The sequence below is a fragment of the Oliverpabstia intestinalis genome (genome assembly GCF_009696065.1).
GTDB classification, from domain to species: domain Bacteria; phylum Bacillota; class Clostridia; order Lachnospirales; family Lachnospiraceae; genus Oliverpabstia; species Oliverpabstia intestinalis.
In genome coordinates, this window is record NZ_VUMS01000012.1 from 26,221 (window position 1) to 40,164 (window position 13,944).

Below are 13,944 nucleotides of genomic sequence, written 5' to 3' on the forward strand. Positions count from 1 at the left end.
AGACAGGAGCTGTCGCATGAGTGATCGTGCTATGGCTCCTTTTACATACTTATGGAAAATCTGTTCTTTTGTTTAAATGCCACGCTGCCGATCTTTTTTACAATGCTTCTGGGATATGGATTTCGTAAGATCGGACTGCTGGATGAAAGTTTTATAAAGAAAATCAACCGATTTGTCTTCCGGGCGGCGTTGCCTCTGCTGCTGCTGGAAGATCTCTGGAGTGCAGACTTTCAGACACTGTGGGACGGAAAATTTGTCGGCTTCTGTGCGGCTATTACGATTGGCGGCGGACTGGTCAGTGTCCTGTGTTCCAGACTGGTGAAGGATGAGAATATCCGTGGAGAGTTTGCTCAGGCGGCGTTTCGAAGTAATTCTGCACTGCTGGGAATCGCATTTATCAGTAATATTTACGGAAAATCCGATATGGCTTCTCTGATGCTGATTGGAAATGTCCCGTTTAATAATATTCTGGCTGTGATCATTTTGCTTTTTATGAAACCGGATGGGGAAAAGAAGGCAGCAGGAAATCTGGCAAAAGAGACTGTAAAAGGAATTCTGACCAATCCGATCATTCTCGGTATCGCCGGAGGAATGCTTCTGTCTGTCTGCCATGTGCCACAGGTGACGATCGTCAGCAAGACAGTGCACAATCTGACCAGTCTGGCCACACCGCTTGGTCTCATGGCGATGGGTGGCTCCTTTGAGGGAGAGAAAGCAATCGGTCAGATCCGGCCGGCACTTGGTGCAACGTTTTTGCGACTGGCAGGAATTGCCATGATTGCCCTGCCGCTTGCAGCCCTGAGCGGATTACGAAACGAACAGATGGTAGGAGCACTTGTAGTGGCAGGTTCTTCTTCCGCAGTCAGTTGTTTTATTATGGCAAAAAATATGGGACATGAAGGAACGCTTACCTCGAGTGTGGTCATGCTTACTACGCTGGGAAGTGCTTTTACTATGACAGCATGGCTGTATGTGCTGCGTTGCTTCGGTCTGGTGTAGGAGTGTAACATGGAGAATCTGATATTCAGTCTGAATGCCACAGTGCCAATCTTTTTTACGATGATCCTGGGATTTGTCTTCCGGAAAGTGGGGCTGATGGATGAAGAATTTACCAATAAAGCGAATAAGTTTGTTTTTCAGGCGGCACTGCCGGCCCTGTTGTTTTCCGATCTTTCCCAGGCAAACTTTCGGGACGTGTGGAACGGTACCTTTGTGGCATACTGTGCACTGACAACGATTATCTGTATCGTGATCTCGATTTTGATTTCCTGTCTGTGGAAAGACAAAAGTATCCAGGGAGAATTTGTTCAGGGGGCTTACCGGAGCAGCGCTGCAATCCTTGGTATTGCATTTATCCAGAATATATATGGAACATCAGGCATGGCGCCATTGATGATCATTGCTTCGGTGCCGATTTATAATGTGATGGCCGTTGTGGTACTGGCTTTTCTGAAACCGGAGAGAGAGAGGCTGGACGGAACACTGATAAAGAAGACTTTAAAAGGGATTGCAACCAATCCGATTATTCTTGGAATCCTTGCAGGGGTGATCTGGTCAGGATGCAAACTTCCCTGTCCGCCGATTCTTATCAAGACAGTAGATAATCTGGGAAAACTGGCAACTCCACTGGGATTGATGGCGATGGGCGCTGCGTTCGATGCAAAAAAAGCATTCGGAAAGATCAAACCGGCGGTTACTGCTACGGTATTGAAACTGGTGGTCTGGTGTGTGGTATTTCTGCCGGTTGCTGTGATGCTTGGATTCCGGCAGGAGGAACTGATCGCCATTCTTGTGATGCTTGGTTCTGCCACAACGGTAAGTTCTTATGTCATGGCAAGAAATATGGGACATGAGGGGGTACTGGCGTCGAGCATTGTGATGTTGACGACATTTTTCAGCGGATTCACACTGACATTCTGGCTGTACCTGCTTCGCAGTATGGGAATGATCTGATGAGAAAGTATATGGTAAACATGATGGCGGAAACAATATGTGAAAACGGGACAGCCGGAGACAGGAACAGTGCTTAAAAAGCAGATAGAATACATATACAGGAGAACAAAAAGAATGAAAAGTGAAGTTGTGATTCTTTCATGCGAAAGTTATGAGGAAGAACTGGTTTACAGCACACTGAAAAAGGGAATAGCTTTACTAGGGGGATGGGAAACTTTCCTGAAAAAAGAAGAAAAGATTCTGCTGAAACCAAATCTGGTACGAAAAACGGAAGTGGAGCGGGCAGTCATTACCCATCCGGCAGTGGTCAAAGGTATCGTAAGACTGTTGAAAGAAGAAGGCTATGTGCATCTGAGCTGCGGGGATTCCTGCGGTGTGGGGTCAGCGAAGAAAGTCATGGAAGGCACCGGCATGGATCAGATGCTGGAAGATTATGGTGTCACGATCGTTGATTTTAGTGAGGGAAGTACGGTATCTTATCCGCAGGGACACACGGCAAAAGAATTCTTTGTGGCGAAACCGGTGCAGGAAACGGATGCGCTGATCAATCTTTGTAAGATGAAGACACATGCTCTCGAACGAGTAACCGGTGGGGTAAAAAATCTGTATGGATGCATCAGCGGACTCCATAAAGCCAAAGGGCATACCAAATATACGAATGCAGACATTTTTGCAAGACAGCTGATCGATCTGAATCAGCTGATCAAACCGCGGTTTTGCGTGATGGACGGGATCGTGGCGATGGATGGAAACGGACCGACTTCCGGAGATCCGATGAAGATGAAAGTGCTGCTTCTGGGCAATGATCCGGTGGCCATCGACAGTGTATATTGTCATCTGGTACATCTTGATCCACAGATGGTTCCGACAAATGTACATGGAGAAACGATGGGACTTGGTACCTGGAGGGAAGAAAATATCCGGCTGTTAACTGAAGGTGGTGAGATCACGATGCAGGAGGCAGTGGAACGTTTCGGAAATCCGGATTTCAATGTAGACCGTAAAAAGCAGAGAGGGAATCTGTGGAACCGGTTTAATAACGGTTTTTTACGATATTTTCAGAAAAAACCGTATATAGAAGCAGACAAGTGCAAAAAATGCGGAATCTGTGTGGAAGCCTGTCCGGTGGAGGGAAAAGCCCTGCAATTTAAAAACGGCAGAAGAAAGCCGCCGGTTTATAACTATCATAAATGTATCCGGTGTTTCTGCTGTCAGGAAATGTGTCCACACAAAGCGATTCAGGTAAAATAAATTTGCGATGAATCGTGATTAATGGTATAATGTAGTCGCTAATTGTCGATATTGCTTACCCGAAGGGGATAAAGTTCATATAAAGAAGGGAGATTGTTATGAAAAAGCTTGAAGATTATGTGAGAAGTATTCCGGATTTTCCGGAACCGGGAATTATTTTTCGTGATGTAACCAGTATCTTGCAGGACGCAGACGGACTGCAGCTGGCAATCGATTCCATTCAGGAAAAACTCAAGGATGTGGACGTGGATGTGATTGCAGGTACTGAGTCGAGAGGTTTTATTTTCGGTGTGCCGGTGGCATATAATTTACATAAGCCGTTTGTACCCATACGGAAAAAAGGAAAACTGCCGTGTGAGACGATTTCCCAGGATTATGATCTTGAGTATGGAAGTGCAACGATCGAGATGCATAAAGATTCTGTGAAACCTGGACAGAAAGTTGTTCTGATCGACGATCTGGTTGCTACCGGTGGCACCATAGAGGCAGCTGCAAAGATGGTGGAACGTCTGGGCGGCGAAGTCGTTAAAATTGTATTTTTGATGGAACTTGCAGGCTTAAAGGGCAGAGAACGACTGAAAGAGTATAATGTGGAATCTGTCATCTGTTACGAGGGTAAATAAACAAAAACAGGCGGTGAATCTATGGAAGATGGAAAAATAAAAACGGAAGAGGAACGGATGCAGGAGATCGAGGCGGTAGAGGCCAATGTAAAATGTATGAAAGATTTTACGAGCCCGGAACAGCTGTATGAAGAATTAATCCGCAGTATTCGCAAATATCATCCGTCCACCGATATTTCTATGATTAAAAAGGCCTATCAGATTGCTTCTAAAGCACATGAAGGTCAGAAAAGAAAGTCTGGGGAACCTTATATTATTCATCCGCTGTGCGTGGCGATCATTCTGGCAGATCTGGAGTTGGATAAAGAAACAATTGTTGCCGGACTTTTACATGATGTAGTGGAAGATACGGTGATGACGACAGAAGACCTTACTCGTGAATTTGGCAGTGAGGTAGCACTTCTGGTAGATGGCGTTACTAAACTGGGTCAGCTGAATTATTCTGCGGACAAGGTGGAGGTGCAGGCGGAAAACTTAAGAAAAATGTTTCTCGCCATGGCAAAGGATATCCGTGTGATTCTGGTAAAACTGGCAGACAGACTGCATAATATGCGTACCGCACAGTACTGGTCGGCACCAAAGCAGAAAGAAAAAGCCAGAGAAACCATGGATATTTATGCGCCGATAGCACAGCGTCTTGGTATTTCCAAGATCAAGATTGAACTGGATGACCTTTCTTTAAAATATCTGAAACCGGAAGTGTATTATGATCTTGTGGAAAAGATCAATCTCCGAAAAGGAGAACGGGAGGCCTTTGTGCAGTCTATCGTGGATGAGGTTAAAACCCGCATGGAAGAGGCAGATATCGAAGCAGAAGTCAATGGACGTGTAAAGCATTTCTTCAGTATCTATAAAAAGATGGTCAATCAGGACAAGACACTGGATCAGATTTATGATCTGTTTGCGGTACGTATCATTGTAGATACGGTAAAAGACTGTTATGCTGCCCTCGGTGTGATCCACGAAATGTATACACCGATTCCGGGAAGATTCAAAGATTACATCGCCATGCCGAAACCAAATATGTATCAGTCGCTTCATACGACTCTGATCGGACCGAAAGGACGTCCTTTTGAGATCCAGATTCGAACATTTGAGATGCATCGTACTGCGGAATATGGTATTGCAGCTCACTGGAAGTATAAAGAGGCTTCGGATGGCAAGAAACCGGTAGAACAGCAGGAAGAAGAAAAGTTAAGCTGGCTTCGTCAGATTCTTGAATGGCAGCGGGATATGTCGGATAATAAAGAGTTCCTGAGCCTGTTAAAAAGCGATCTGGATCTGTTTAACGAAAATGTCTATTGTTTCAGTCCGGCGGGAGATGTGAAAACCCTTCCACGTGGTTCCAGCACCGTAGATTTTGCATACAGTGTGCACAGTGCTGTGGGAAATAAAATGGTTGGAGCCAGAGTCAACGGAAAACTGGTTCCGATCGAATATGAAATCAAAAATGGTGACCGTGTGGAAATTATCACATCACAGAATTCCAAAGGACCAAGCCGTGACTGGTTAAAAATTGTAAAGAGCACACAGGCAAAAAATAAGATCAATCAGTGGTTCAAGCAGGAGCGGAAAGAGGATAATATCCTCAAGGGAAAAGAGATGCTTGCAAATTATGCCAAATTAAAAGGCAGAACACTGGGAGAACTGACCAAGCCGAAATATCTGGAAGCTGTGATGCGAAAATACGGATTCCGTGACTGGGAAAGTGTACTTGCCGCGCTGGGACATGGAGGCTTAAAAGAGGGACAGATTCTCAATAAGCTGATTGAAGCATATGAGAAAGAACATAAAAAAGAGATTACCGATGAGAAAGTTCTGGAGGCAGCTGCGGAAGCAAAAGAAAAATTGCCGATCGTAAAAAAAGAAAAAGGTGGCATCGTCGTAAAAGGTATCGACGATGTAGCGGTACGATTTGCAAAATGCTGCAGTCCCATTCCAGGGGATGAGATTGTCGGTTTTGTAACGAGAGGCCGTGGAGTTACGATTCACAGAACAGACTGTGTAAACGTCATGAATCTTTCTGAATCAGAACGTGTGCGTCTGATCGATGCGGAGTGGCAGGGCAGTAATCTGACCAGTGGACTTTATACGGCAGAAATCAATGTGTATGCCAATAACAGAACAGGTCTGCTGGTGGATATCTCGAAGATCTTTACAGAGCGTAAGATCGATCTGACAACGATCAACAGCCGGACCAGCAAACAGGGGCGTGCGACGATATCCATGACTTTTGATGTACACAGTACGGAAGAACTGAACAGTATTGTAGAAAAGGTCCGTCAGGTAGAGAGCGTACTTGATATTGAACGTACTACCGGCTGACAGAAGGGGTAATCCGGAAATATGAAGAAAGCAATGATCGAACAGCTGGTACTGGGAATGGTAGGAACCAATACCTGGCTGATCAAAAATAAAGAAAGCAATGAGCTGCTGATCATCGATCCGGCGGATGAGAGTGCGCGGATTGAAGAAAAAATTGACCGAATGGGAGGAATACCGGTGGCGGTTCTCCTGACACACGGACATTTTGATCATATGCTGGCAGCAGATGATCTGCGGGACGAATACGGTATTCCGATTATCGCATGTGCAGCCGAACAACAGGTGCTTACAGATTCCATAAAGAATCTGTCCGGAAGCTGGGCAAGTGCACATGTCCTGCTGGCAGATCAGTGGGTCTGCGATGGAAAAAAACTGGAACTTGCCGGATTTTCCATCGAAGTTTTCCATACACCGGGACATACAGCGGGAAGTTGCTGTTATTATCTGCCGGAAGAAGAAGTTCTGTTTTCCGGTGATACCTTATTTGCACAGAGTGTGGGAAGAACCGATTTTCCCACAGGAAGCGGCACAGATATGCAGGCGAGTGTAAAGCGGCTGTTAAAAGAACTTCCGGAGACAACAAGAGTCTGTCCGGGACATAACGAAGAAACAACAATAGGATATGAAAAGAGGTATAATCCTTTTGCTTAATAATATTGCAATTCGATTTAATAAAAAAGATTTTGAATATGATGTATATTCTCTGGTGAAAGCCTTTTATCCTCAGGCACAGATCACGATGTTTTATGAGGGAGAGGAAGAAGCAGAGGGAGAGTACGGGATGTTTCTCCTGGTTGCCTATGGCAGTCAGGAGATTTGTCTGGCTGTGGAAAGAGATGGTACAGAGATTTTCAGACAACAGGTGGCTGTAGAATATGAAAAGGATCGTCCGGAAACGAAAAATGTGCTGAAACGTCTGGTGTATGGTGCACTTTGTCAGGTGACCGGAAGAACGCTTCCCTGGGGAGACCTCACCGGAATCCGGCCGACCAAGATTCCGATGAAACTTCTGGAAGAAGGCTGGAAAAATACAGAGATTGCCCGGTATATGAGGGAAACATATGGGGTAAGCAATGAAAAAACTGCCCTGGCGATCACGATTGCAAACAGGGAGAAGGCACTGTTACAGGATCTGGATTATGAAAACGGATACAGTCTCTATGTGGGAATTCCTTTTTGCCCGAGCATCTGTCTGTACTGCTCATTTGGTTCTCATCCGCTGGAACGGTGGACAAAACGTGTAGACGAATATCTGGATACACTGTGTAAGGAACTGACTTTTATCCGGGAACAGATGGGAGCAAGAAAGCTGACAACGGTATATATCGGAGGCGGTACACCGACGACACTGGAGCCGGAGCAGCTACGCAGACTGCTTTCCCACATTCAGGAAACGTTTGATTTTACCTGGGTAAAAGAATATACAGTGGAAGCCGGACGACCGGACAGTATTACAAGAGAAAAACTGCAGGTGATGAAAGAATTTCCTGTGACAAGAATCTCCGTGAATCCACAGACCATGAATCAGAAAACCCTGGATGTGATTGGGAGAAAACATACAGTGGAAGATACGGTCAACATTTTCCATATGGCAAGAGAACTGGAATTTGACAATATCAATATGGATCTGATCATCGGTCTTCCGGGCGAGGGAAAAGAAGAAGTCGCACATACGCTGCAGGAGGTAGAAAAACTGCATCCGGACAGCCTGACGATTCATTCCTTGGCACTGAAACGGGCGACGAGACTGAACCTGTTCAAGGATAAATACGAAGAAATGTCCTTTGAGAACAGCAAGGAGATCATGGAAATGACACAGCAGTGTGCCGAAAATATGGGTATGGGTCCGTATTATCTGTATCGTCAGAAGAATATTGCGGGAAATTATGAAAATGTAGGTTACGCAGAGGTTGACAAAGCGGGAATATACAATATACTGATTATGGAAGAAAAACAGACCATTCTTGCGGCGGGTGCGGGAGCGTCTACCAAATTTGTGTTTGAGCATGGAACCCGGATCGAACGGGTGGAGAATGTAAAAGATGTGAATAATTATATTCTCCGGATAGATGAGATGCTGGAACGCAAAAGAGTGGGAATACAGAAATATCTGAACGGGTGACACCAAATAGAAACATGCGGAGGAAAAGGATGATTGCGGTGAATAAGTATGTCAATCGGCAGCATCTGTTACAATACAGCCTAGATGAACAGCTGATACATGGAATGCGGGTCAGCAATCTGGCGTATCAGGTGGCAAAAGAACTGGGAGAACCGGAAGAATTCTGTCATGACCTTGCGGTGGCGGGGATGCTTCATGATATTGGAAAAGAAGCAGTCTCAGGGGATCTGGATGATATGGATGCCCCACTGATCGTGGAGGAAATTCATTACGTCAGACTTCATGCACAGGCGAGTTATGAGATCCTTAAGAAAGAAGGGTACAAAGAGACCATTCTTCTTGCAGTGCGCCATCACCATGAAAATTATGATGGCAGCGGTTATCCTGATAATCTCTCAGGAGAAGCGATTCCGCTGGGAGCCCGTATCATCCGTGTCTGTGATGTATATGCGGCACTGACTTCAGACCGGCCGTACCGTCAGGCTTTTGAAAGCCAGTCGGCGGTTCAGCTGATGATCGAAGAGATAAAAGATTTTGATGTAAAGGTATTTCTTGCCTTTCAAAGAATGATTCATAAGAATAAGGAAAAGGAGATTACATTATGGCATTAAAGAAAAAACCTGTGACAGGTATGAAAGACATCCTGCCAGCAGAGATGGCAATTCGTGATTATGTGATTCGACTGATAAAGGAAACTTACGGTACGTTTGGATTCTCATCTATTGAGACTCCATGCGTGGAACATATTGAAAACCTGTCCAGTAAGCAGGGTGGAGAAAACGAGAAACTGATCTTCAAGATTTTAAAAAGAGGAGAAAAATTGAAACTGGATACTGCTGAAACAGAGGCAGACCTGGTGGACGGAGGACTGCGTTATGATCTGACACTTCCTCTTTCCAGATATTATTCCAACCATGCCAACGAACTGCCGTCGCCGTTCAAGGCTCTGCAGATGGGAAATGTATGGCGTGCAGACCGTCCGCAGAGAGGACGCTACCGTCAGTTTATGCAGTGCGATATCGATATTCTCGGTGAGCCGACTAATCTGGCAGAAATCGAACTGATCCTGGCAACTACAACGCTGCTTGGAAAACTGGATTTTAAGAACTTTACCATCCGTATCAACGACAGAAGAATTCTGAAGGCCATGGCTGCTTACAGCGGATTTGCACCGGAATCTTATGACACTGTATTTATTATTCTTGACAAGATGGATAAGATCGGTCTGGAAGGTGTCCGGGAAGAACTGGAAAAAGAAGGATTTGACAAAGCTTGCGTAGATAAATATCTTGCCATGTTCGAAGAAATCACCAATGATGTACAGGGTGTACGTTATGTAAAAGAAAAGCTGGAAGGTGTGCTGGAACCGGAATATGCAGACGGTCTGGAACTGATCATGAACAGTGTGGACGCTGTGAAAGCCGCAGACTTTAAGATTGCGTTCGATCCGACTCTGGTACGTGGTATGTCTTATTATACCGGACCGATCTTCGAGATTTCCATGGATGAGTTTGGCGGAAGCGTCGGCGGTGGCGGACGTTACGATGAGATGATCGGCAAATTCACAGGAAATAACACCTGTGCATGCGGATTCTCTATCGGATTCGAGCGCATCATCATGCTGCTGATGGAACGTGGTTTCCAGATTCCACAGATCGGAACAAAGAAAGCACTTCTGATTGAGAAAAATATGCCGGCAGAGGGCATGATGAAAGTTCTGAAACAGGCAGAAGAAGACCGGAAAAACGGATCTGTTGTTACGATTGCGGTTATGAAGAAAAACAAAAAGTTCCAGAAGGAACAGCTCAAAGAAGAGGGATACGAAGAAATCGTAGAATTCTTTGCAGACAGAATGTAATTGGTGTGAAAACACACTGTTACGAATAGAGTGTTAATATTGGAGGAAGAAACAATGGCAGAATCAATGAAAGGGTTAAAACGGACCCATCGCTGTACCGAGATTTCCACAGCAAATATCGGAGAAAACGTAACACTGATGGGATGGGTACAGAAGAGCAGAAATAAAGGCGGTATTATTTTTGTAGATTTAAGAGACCGTTCCGGTATCGTACAGCTGATTTTTGAAAATGGCAGCATCGATGAGAAAGGATTCGAAAAAGCAACGAAACTGAGAAGTGAGTTTGTTATTGCAGTGACCGGTGTGGTAGAAGCACGTTCCGGTGCGGTAAACAATAACTTAAAGACCGGTGAGATCGAAGTGCGTGCAAATAGTCTGCGTATTCTTGCAGAGGCAGAAACACCGCCGTTCCCGATTGAAGAAAACAGCAAGACAAAAGAAGATCTGCGTCTGAAATATCGTTTTCTGGATCTGAGAAGACCGGATATTCAGAGAAACCTGATGATGCGTTCTCAGGTAACAACACTGACCCGTCAGTTTATGGCAAATGAGGGATTTCTGGAGATTGAAACTCCGATGCTGACAAAGAGTACACCGGAAGGAGCAAGAGATTACCTGGTTCCGAGCCGTATCCATCCGGGAAACTTTTACGCACTGCCACAGTCTCCACAGCTGTTCAAACAGCTGCTGATGTGCTCCGGTTATGACCGTTATATCCAGATTGCACGTTGTTTCCGTGATGAGGACCTTCGTGCAGACCGTCAGCCGGAATTTACACAGATTGATATGGAGCTGTCTTTTGTAGATGTGGACGATGTGATTGATGTAAATGAACGTCTGCTGGCGTACCTGTTCAAACAGGTACTGGATGTGGATGTGAAACTGCCGATCCAGAGGATGACCTGGCAGGATGCGATGGATCGTTTTGGCTCTGACAAACCAGATCTGCGTTTTGGTATGGAACTGCAGAATGTATCTGAGGTTGTCCGCGGATGTGAATTTGCTGTATTTAAGAATGCACTGGAAGCGGGTGGAACTGTCCGTGGTATCAATGCCAAGGGACAGGGCGGTATGCCGAGAAAGAAAATTGACAAACTGGTTGAGTTTGCAAAAGACTATGGTGCAAAGGGTCTGGCTTATATCGCCATTCATGAAGACGGAACTGTAAAATCTTCTTTCGCAAAATTCATGACAGAAGACGAGATGAACCGTCTGGTAGAAGCCATGGACGGACAGGCTGGTGATCTTCTGTTGTTTGCTGCTGATAAAAATAAAGTTGTCTGGGATGTACTGGGTGCACTGCGTCTGGAACTGGCGCGTCAGATGAATCTTCTGGACAGCAGTGAATATCGTTTTGTATGGATCACAGAATTCCCCCTGCTGGAGTGGTCTGATGAGGAAAACCGTTTCAAAGCGATGCATCATCCATTTACCATGCCGATGGAAGAGGATCTGCAGTATATCGACAGCGATCCTGGTCGTGTACGTGCAAAAGCTTATGATATCGTACTGAACGGTACTGAGATCGGCGGCGGTAGTGTGCGTATCCATCAGGACGATATCCAGGAGAAAATGTTTGAGGTTCTTGGATTTACCAAGGAAAAAGCCTATGAACAGTTTGGTTTTCTGCTGACAGCGTTCAAGTATGGTGTTCCGCCTCACGCTGGTCTGGCTTATGGTCTGGATCGTCTGGTTATGTTGATGGCAAAACAGGAGAGTATCCGTGATGTAATTGCATTCCCGAAGGTGAAGGATGCCTCCTGTCTGATGACAGAGGCACCGAATCTGGTGGATGAGAAGCAGCTGGAGGAGCTGGGGATTGCGATTCGCAGCGAGGAATAATTAAATAGAGTTTCTTGCTGTTTTTTGGCAAAGGGACGCGGCAGGCTCCGGGTTTCCTTTGTCGCAACGTGGGCAGGGCAACTTTAAGCTAAGTCCTAAGAAGAACTAAATGCCAGTTCGCGGAGAGCCGCTCACTGTCAAGTTCTTCTAAGGACTGGATCTTAAATCTTGCCCTAAGCGCCCACAAAGTGTTGCGGCAAAGGAAACCCGGAGCCTGCCGCTGTGTTTTGGCAAAAAAACTGAGTGGTGGATGTTAAAGATTAGAGCGTGTCTAAAAAGGCTTTTCGTGAGCTGCGAGTCCCAGTTTGTGGAAATGATTTTTCAGACACGCTCTAGGAAAGAGCGAATTGTTGAGCAGAAGAAGCAGTGTTGAAAAGGAAAAATATGGGGAAAGATAAATAAAAGCAGGTGCGAAGGAGAATATAATCTTTGTATCTGCTTTTTGTTGTGTTGTATCAATTGATTCAGTGGCTCAAGTTTGAGTGTTCTGAATCCGAAGAAAGTTGCCGGTGGCAGCTTAGGCAGGTGATGTCAGATATCAGCTTTCCGGCTGCGTGAGAATAGTGGTGAGGGCTTCTTCCAGGTTTCCAAGGAGGGCGGTTGTGATTTCGTCGCTTTTGGGGATGCGCCAGTTTTTGCCGTCGTTGTTCAGGTGGATGGTTACAGGGGTGGTGATGGTTTGAGTATTGGTGGCGATACAGTCTGTCAGGAGAGTGATGGCGTGGGACTGACGGCCTTCGGTTCCGTCTTCCAGAGCCTGGGAGGACGTCAGGTAGGCGGTGTATTGTTCCTGATAGGAGTATACAACAGAAGAAAAATCACAACTGGTCAGATTCAGATCTACAGAGGCATCCATACCGTCATCAGACAGGAGTTCCGACGTGATGGAGTAGTCCAGGCAGTTCAGAAGCTGACTGGCGATGGCTTTGACAACGGAACGGCTCGAAGTATCTTCGGAATTGAAGAGGGAGTCCAGTGCCAGATAACGGTTTAATTGTTCGGTGTCGAAAGCTTTCAGAGTATCCAGGTGGATCGCGATGATCTCAGAGGGAGAAAACAGGGAAGCATCGGCCACGTAAGTGGAAAAGTTTCCGGTTACTGCAGCAGACAGGCTTTTCGGGGAATCAATGTTCCAGGTTTTTCCGGATCGGGTGAGGGTGATCGTATAGTCAGAGGTAATGCTTTTATAATCATTGTTTTTCAAAACATTGCCAAGAAGCAGATAGCAGTCTTCCAGAGAAAAATCTACGGAAGCAGGGCTTGCAGAGTTCTGAATCTGTTTGATCATTACCTGACGGGAGTATTCTTTTGCCAGTGCTTCACCGTCAGGTGTGGTAAGGGAAACAGTAACCGAAGCTGAATTTCCCTGTTCCGAGAAATCTCTGATATGATATGAAAAATCATGAAAAAAATCAGCAAATACAGAGGTGATATCGGAAGGTACGGACTGTTTATTGTCAGCAGACGGGAAAACATTATGGACATTAAGTGCTTTTACAATGTCAGATTCCTTCTGGGCGGACAGAGAGGAGAGTTCGTGACGAACTACTTTAACAGGATCCTGCCTGTATGGCGTACGATTACTGAGGGTATAAAAACACACACATCCGGCGATCAGTTCCACAATGAGAATCATAGGAATCCCGATCCGGAAAGAAGGATGCAGGGTTTTGTGATGAAATACATGCATACCGATGAGACAACCGACACTTCCACCAAGGATAGCGATGGCAAACAGTACGGATTCCCGGATCCGCCATTTATGATGGATAGCTTTGTATTTGTCGATGCCAAAAACGGCAAAGCCGGTCAGATTGATAACGGCCAGATAAGAAAGAATACCGGTAAGTGTCATAAGAACCTCCTAATATATATAAATTACTGTATTTTCAGAAAAATACCGGAACCGCGGTAACAGATTTAATATAACAGAACCAGGAAAAATGTCAACTCCGGGGGCAGGGGAAAAT

The 13,944-nt window shown here is 45.5% G+C and carries 11 protein-coding genes; 10 read left to right on the forward strand and 1 reads right to left on the reverse strand.

The features are described from left to right. Positions 1 to 51: 51 nt before the first annotated feature. From FYJ57_RS07685 to aspS, 10 genes are all read left to right on the forward strand, one after another. Positions 52 to 999 carry an AEC family transporter gene (locus tag FYJ57_RS07685; protein ID WP_118567773.1) on the forward strand — a complete coding sequence of 316 codons (948 nt, stop codon included), beginning with the start codon at positions 52 to 54 and terminating at the stop codon, positions 997 to 999. Between the two features lie 9 nt (positions 1,000 to 1,008). Further along, positions 1,009 to 1,953 (forward strand): AEC family transporter, encoded by a 945-nt coding sequence (locus FYJ57_RS07690; RefSeq protein WP_154432242.1) that lies wholly within the window; start codon positions 1,009 to 1,011, stop codon positions 1,951 to 1,953. 114 nt (positions 1,954 to 2,067) lie between these two features. Further along, positions 2,068 to 3,204: a DUF362 domain-containing protein gene (locus tag FYJ57_RS07695; RefSeq protein ID WP_154432243.1), complete on the forward strand. Its 1,137-nt coding sequence runs from the start codon at positions 2,068 to 2,070 to the stop codon at positions 3,202 to 3,204. A gap of 98 nt (positions 3,205 to 3,302) precedes the next feature. Further along, the gene (locus FYJ57_RS07700) at positions 3,303 to 3,827 is read left to right on the forward strand and encodes an adenine phosphoribosyltransferase (RefSeq protein WP_154432244.1); all 525 of its coding nucleotides are present in this window, start codon (positions 3,303 to 3,305) and stop codon (positions 3,825 to 3,827) included. Positions 3,828 to 3,848: 21 nt separating this feature from the next. Beyond that, entirely contained in the window at positions 3,849 to 6,152 is a 2,304-nt protein-coding gene (locus FYJ57_RS07705) for a RelA/SpoT family protein (RefSeq protein ID WP_154432245.1), read from the forward strand. Positions 6,153 to 6,173: 21 nt separating this feature from the next. Continuing rightward, positions 6,174 to 6,803 carry an MBL fold metallo-hydrolase gene (locus FYJ57_RS07710; protein ID WP_154432246.1) on the forward strand — a complete coding sequence of 210 codons (630 nt, stop codon included), beginning with the start codon at positions 6,174 to 6,176 and terminating at the stop codon, positions 6,801 to 6,803. After that, a complete protein-coding gene (hemZ, locus tag FYJ57_RS07715; RefSeq protein ID WP_154432247.1) occupies positions 6,775 to 8,274 on the forward strand; it encodes a coproporphyrinogen dehydrogenase HemZ in 1,500 nt (499 codons plus the stop codon). The genes FYJ57_RS07710 and hemZ overlap by 29 nt, the downstream gene beginning before the upstream one ends. 29 nt (positions 8,275 to 8,303) lie before the next feature. After that, complete coding sequence (locus tag FYJ57_RS07720; RefSeq protein WP_227338431.1) at positions 8,304 to 8,885, forward strand: HD-GYP domain-containing protein; 582 nt, start codon at positions 8,304 to 8,306, stop codon at positions 8,883 to 8,885. Then, positions 8,876 to 10,132 carry a histidine--tRNA ligase gene (gene hisS, locus FYJ57_RS07725; RefSeq protein ID WP_118576532.1) on the forward strand — a complete coding sequence of 419 codons (1,257 nt, stop codon included), beginning with the start codon at positions 8,876 to 8,878 and terminating at the stop codon, positions 10,130 to 10,132. The genes FYJ57_RS07720 and hisS overlap by 10 nt, the downstream gene beginning before the upstream one ends. A gap of 54 nt (positions 10,133 to 10,186) precedes the next feature. Next, positions 10,187 to 11,974, forward strand: coding sequence for an aspartate--tRNA ligase (gene aspS / locus FYJ57_RS07730; protein WP_022171852.1), 1,788 nt, complete (start codon positions 10,187 to 10,189; stop codon positions 11,972 to 11,974). Between the two features lie 538 nt (positions 11,975 to 12,512). Here aspS and FYJ57_RS07735 read toward each other — a convergent pair. Beyond that, a complete protein-coding gene (locus tag FYJ57_RS07735; protein ID WP_154432248.1) occupies positions 12,513 to 13,829 on the reverse strand; it encodes a DUF1294 domain-containing protein in 1,317 nt (438 codons plus the stop codon). Positions 13,830 to 13,944 lie beyond the last annotated feature (115 nt).

What these genes read in the sequence shown, in the direction of transcription:
- FYJ57_RS07685 (WP_118567773.1), top strand. Translation starts at nt 52, where the DNA reads ATGGAAAATCTGTTCTTTTGTTTAAATGCCACGCTGCCGATCTTTTTT.
- FYJ57_RS07690 (WP_154432242.1), top strand. Translation starts at nt 1,009, where the DNA reads ATGGAGAATCTGATATTCAGTCTGAATGCCACAGTGCCAATCTTTTTT.
- FYJ57_RS07695 (WP_154432243.1), top strand. Translation starts at nt 2,068, where the DNA reads ATGAAAAGTGAAGTTGTGATTCTTTCATGCGAAAGTTATGAGGAAGAA.
- FYJ57_RS07700 (WP_154432244.1), top strand. Translation starts at nt 3,303, where the DNA reads ATGAAAAAGCTTGAAGATTATGTGAGAAGTATTCCGGATTTTCCGGAA.
- FYJ57_RS07705 (WP_154432245.1), top strand. Translation starts at nt 3,849, where the DNA reads ATGGAAGATGGAAAAATAAAAACGGAAGAGGAACGGATGCAGGAGATC.
- FYJ57_RS07710 (WP_154432246.1), top strand. Translation starts at nt 6,174, where the DNA reads ATGAAGAAAGCAATGATCGAACAGCTGGTACTGGGAATGGTAGGAACC.
- hemZ (WP_154432247.1), top strand. Translation starts at nt 6,775, where the DNA reads ATGAAAAGAGGTATAATCCTTTTGCTTAATAATATTGCAATTCGATTT.
- FYJ57_RS07720 (WP_227338431.1), top strand. Translation starts at nt 8,304, where the DNA reads ATGATTGCGGTGAATAAGTATGTCAATCGGCAGCATCTGTTACAATAC.
- hisS (WP_118576532.1), top strand. Translation starts at nt 8,876, where the DNA reads ATGGCATTAAAGAAAAAACCTGTGACAGGTATGAAAGACATCCTGCCA.
- aspS (WP_022171852.1), top strand. Translation starts at nt 10,187, where the DNA reads ATGGCAGAATCAATGAAAGGGTTAAAACGGACCCATCGCTGTACCGAG.
- FYJ57_RS07735 (WP_154432248.1), bottom strand. Translation starts at nt 13,829, where the DNA reads ATGACACTTACCGGTATTCTTTCTTATCTGGCCGTTATCAATCTGACC.